This is a genomic window from Gammaproteobacteria bacterium (assembly GCA_013003425.1).
Lineage (GTDB): Bacteria > Pseudomonadota > Gammaproteobacteria > Steroidobacterales > JABDKV01 > JABDJB01.
In genome coordinates this window covers 1-4,676 of the sequence record JABDJB010000024.1, presented here as the reverse complement: position 1 = coordinate 4,676, position 4,676 = coordinate 1, and the positions used below count along the sequence as shown (strand labels likewise).

The following is a 4,676-nucleotide window of genomic DNA, read 5'->3' as shown; positions in this document are numbered from 1 at the left end:
TCTCAGGACGGCACGAGCGCGGTTACGCAAAAAATAACCAGGGTCACGAGGATCATTAACCTCGTCACATTTCGCCCCGCCCGCGCGAAGCGTGTTCCCGGATTCTGGTCTGGCATTGCAATATCACCTGTCATATCCCCGACTTAATACACCGCAGCGGCGGAAAGGTTGGTTGACTGGTGGCCTGAACCCTCTTTTGACCCGGTATTCGCGGTTCAAAGCGCTGAAAATCAGGGGGTTAAGGGATCTGCAGCCCTGGTAGCACGCGAATCGATGGCCCGACCCCCGTCACTCAAGCACGTAGAGCTGCCAGAGGTCCTTACGGGTCATATGGAGAAAGGGTTTCATCGCCAGAACACCCGTGGTGCCGATGCTCTTCTCCAGGTATTCCATTTCGACGAACTTCGCCCGGGTGCGCTCGCCCACTGGCGTGTCCAGACCATTTTCACGCATCAGCAGTAACCCTTTGGCGCGCAGTGCCAGCTCAGTGTAGAGCCGCAGGTAGCACAACATGTCAACGACCACCGGCCCCTCGAATTTTTCCCTGAGGTCAGTCAGAAAACTGCCGATCTTTCCGTCGGCAAAGTTACCGGAGTTGATCTGTTCCAGCAGCAGCGCATCGGCATCGAAATCCAGGTGCAGCCAGTCATGCATGTGCGCCGCGCTGCGCTGGAAAACCATAAACAGCAATGGCGGTAACACCGCAAGCTGCACCAGCGTGATCATCATTGGCGGCAATACAAAATGATTGAACATGGAATGCAGCATCATCGCGGCTGCCAGTCCGGGCAGGTAGTACGCCGGGTTAATCTTCATGCTGCGCTCAGTGAGCGTCTGCGACAGGATGCCGAAAATTGCCGTAACACCACCATGCATTACTGCGGTACCGAAGCCGCGCACGATCCAGACGCCTATATGGGCGTCTCCAGCCGTGTACAGGTAGAAAATGTTCTCGGCAACGGCGAAACCGGCGCCGACGGCGAAGCCCATGATAGCGCTGTCTACCAGGAAACCGATGCGGTGTGATCGAAACAGGTAAATAATAATGCTGGCTTTCAGCAGCTCTTCAGTCACCGGTGCGACATAGCGGCTGAAGGTTTTCAGATCCAGCGTCAGAGCATCGAGCAAAAAGCCGTTGACGAAGTAGGCAGCGACAGTGGTCAGGCTGCCGGCTGCAATAACCCACAGGACCATCCGGAAGCTCACCAGCTTGTAGCTGTCCAGGTAACGCAGTACAAACAGGAAAAGCACGACCGGCAGCAGGCCAACAGGAGCTTTGATGAATTGCTCGACGATAGCGCTTATCCCGGCACAGCCTGCAGCAAGCTATTGATGATGATGCGCAACAGGGTCAGGAGCTCCCGTCCATCGCGGTGGCACAGCTGATGCAGTGAGTGGCTGCGGGATCGAATTCCAGCCGTCGCGGATCAACAGGTTCGTCGCACCCGGCACAGTAGCCATAGTCTCCGCCATCCAGACGACGTAGTGCTGCGGCTACCCGCCGTAGTGTATCTTCGCGGCGGCGACGCGCCTCCAGCGACATTGCCTGGGCCTGCATGGCGTCCATGCGTGACAGGCGGCCAACCCGGGTCTGGTCCAACTCAACGGTTGCCGTTGCCGCATCGCCGGTTTCTGCGACATCACGCAGTTCGGCCTGTAGCGCCAGCAACTGCTGACGGCACTTTTCCAGATCCAGCTCCATTACCGTTCAGTATACCGCCGCAGGCTTGTGCCTCGCCCGATCGCCTGATGAATCCTCACCGGCCTGGCGTTTATCCATTGAGCGCGGTTGACCCTGATGAACGGTCGATACAGGCATCGATGAGAGCGTTGCGTGGCTAAAGGATTTTTAAAGACAACAGCCACTCGTTGTCGTGCTCGTTACCGTCCTCGAATCCGGCCGCGTAGCCCAGGGATAGCGACATCGGCAGCCGGTGCGCCAACGTAAACTTCAGGTCGAACTGGATACCGGCCGTGGTCACGGTGCGCTCAAAGCTTTTGCCAGGATCAGTCTGCAACGCGCCGAAAAATATCGCCGGACGCAGGTGGCTGAGGAAAAAGCTCGGCTTTCCGGCTTCGCGGAAACGTAGCGGCGGCAGGTTCCACTCGACCAGGGATTTTACGAATCGCTGGCCGCTCAGCTCATCAAGCTCGAAGCCTGGCATGCTGTAGTACTCGCGATAGCGCTTCACCGCGCCGTCATCGACATAGTTATTGCCAAAACCACCGAAGTAGTGACGGGACAGCGGGTCAGCCCGATTTCCGTTCGCACTGCCAACCGAGTTGTAAAACCATATTGACGAATGCTTCCACGGTAATGCAAAACCAAAGTCGAGTCCGGCGTGAGGCTTCACAAAGGTGTCGAACTCGGAATCGTCAACGGAAACATCAAGATTCCAGTTCCAGCCTTTCTCATGGTCGACCGCGCCCAGTGAGCTGCGATGGTCGCTGAAGTGCAGACCCAGGTCGAGCGAGAGGATTTCGTCAAATGAAAACGTCTGCACGTTCTGGTTATTCGGCAGGGTATCAAGACCGGTGTAGTAAGCCAGCTGTGAGGAAAACTTCAGCTCGCGCGGCTCATCGTACAGGAGCGTTTTCTTGTAGCCGGCTATGAATGCATCGCCCTTGCGGCTGCGCTTTGTTGGGCCGAACAGGTCGTAGAAATCGGCGTCGTTGTGCCAGTAGCGCAAGTAGGTGTTGAGCCAGCTGTACTGTGCATTGAAATGCAGTTTTTCACTGGACCGAAGATCGCTGTCAGGCGTATAGGAAGCAGTAACTTCGAGGTTGTGTAGCTGCACCGGATCACGAAACTGCCAGTGATAACCGATACCCTCGGAATCCTTGTAGCCCTCGATGACAGGAAAGCCCGAATCGTATTTGAGCTCGCGGCCGGGCCGGTATTTGCCGCGGTTCGTTATCAACTCGTCAGCATCCATATCACGGAGCCCGCGAACCACATTCCAGTCACGCACCACGGGGTGTTTGGTGGCAACCTCGTTACCGAGGAAGCGTATCGCGCTGACATCTTCCAGCGGTATTGGGTCTATGCGCTGGGGCTGGAAACCGGTGCCGGTGTACTCGAATACAATCAGTGAACCGTCGTCAAGCGGAATCGGGCGGAAAAAGCCTGTCTCTGCATTGCTGACTGCCTCGAGATCACCAGTGGCAATTTCGTAGCGAAAAATGTTTGACACGCCAGTGTAAAAGGAGCTGCCATACAGATAGCGGCCGTCCGGTGAGAACACAAATCCTTCTGGCACAGCGATGCCGAAATCAAACTCGAGCATCGGCTCGGCATTGTCCTGCTGCAGCTGCTCGATTTCGTAAACATGAAACTTCTGCTGGCCATTGATTTCGCCCAGCGATGCCGACAGCAGCTTACCGTCTGGTGATATGTCCATCTCATAGGCAACAGATCCATAAGGCCACGCGTAAACCAGGTTCCACTCGGTATACGGTGGTGGTATCCGCACCAGCGATACGAAACCATTCAGGTGCCGCAGGCCCCAGATCGACTTGTCAGCCGGATTAACAACGATATCGCCTATACGCCCGTCCTTGATCAGGAGCTCCTTCTTGCCGGTATCGATATTGACGGCGACCAGGTCACGATAGGAGAGATTGTCGGTAGTGAAAAACAGGTTGCGGCTCGCCGGATCCCAGGCAGTGGACGTGACGCGGTATTTCATCGGGCCCTTGATATCGGTTACACGCCGCACGCTGCCATCATCAAGCGACAACACGCCGACATGCGCCAGCACACCGGGATAGCGAAATGCCCCGATCATCTCGTTGCGCTCCGGGTCGAAATACGAACGCGAGATCGACCCAAGAGTGCGGTCGGTGAGAGAGGTTTTCCGGGTTAGCGGGAACTGGCGTACGGCCTGCAGATTTTCCTGTTGCCATTCGTTTTCCCAGGCGATCCAGTCGTCCCAGGCATCATCGAGTGGCTTGCCGAACACGGCAATAAAATTCTCGGAGTAATAACGCTCGCTTCCTTCGTTGCGACTCAACCACTCCAGCACCTGTTCCGGGGAAAAGGCGAGCGACAGGTAACTGATGAAGCGGGTACCGTAGAGATAGGCATTGCTGCCGGTCTGGAAATCCACCGCAACGCCCTCAGAGACGATTCCCAGCGCGCTGTAAAAGCGGGCATCGTCCCGCACCATCGCGCGAAACACCATTTCGTCATAGGCGCCCTGCGCGCGGCCAACACCGCCAGCCATCCATGTTTCCATGAACACGGCTGCGCCTTCGAAGTACCAGCGGGGCGATGCCATACGCGGCACGGTCAGGAAGTTGTAGAGAATCGACTCAGGGTGCTCGTCCGTTTGCCGTGGCTTGCCGCCAAAAAACCTGCGCCAGCCCTTGTCTTTTTCATCGCCGACATCAATGTGCGCAACATGCGCCATCTCGTGATTCATCAGCATGAAGATCATCTCACTGCCGGGCAGTGTTTCGAGCGTTCGACTCGATGGTGCGATATACACCGTAACGCCGTTGTATGGCGAACCCACCGCGCCGGCGTTGCCATAATCAGAAAGGTCAGTGAGTACGATCGTGGTGCGCTCGGACGGCGTCCAGCCAAAAGCCTGCTTGTGAAAACGCAGCGAGTTGTGATAATTCCGCACGATGTGCGGTACCAGGTGATCCTGGAAGGGACTGGCGTAGACAAG

The 4,676-nt window shown here is 56.5% G+C and carries 3 protein-coding genes; all 3 read right to left on the bottom strand.

Annotated features, from left to right (window positions below):
* Window positions 1–288: 288 nt before the first annotated feature.
* Complete coding sequence (locus tag HKN06_04145) at window positions 289–1,251, bottom strand: PrsW family intramembrane metalloprotease (GenBank protein NNF60504.1); 963 nt, start codon at window positions 1,249–1,251, stop codon at window positions 289–291.
* Between the two features lie 100 nt (window positions 1,252–1,351).
* Complete coding sequence (locus HKN06_04140; protein ID NNF60503.1) at window positions 1,352–1,702, bottom strand: TraR/DksA family transcriptional regulator; 351 nt, start codon at window positions 1,700–1,702, stop codon at window positions 1,352–1,354.
* 136 nt (window positions 1,703–1,838) lie between these two features.
* On the bottom strand, window positions 1,839–4,676 hold a 2,838-nt coding region (locus HKN06_04135), incomplete at its 5' end, for a hypothetical protein (GenBank protein NNF60502.1).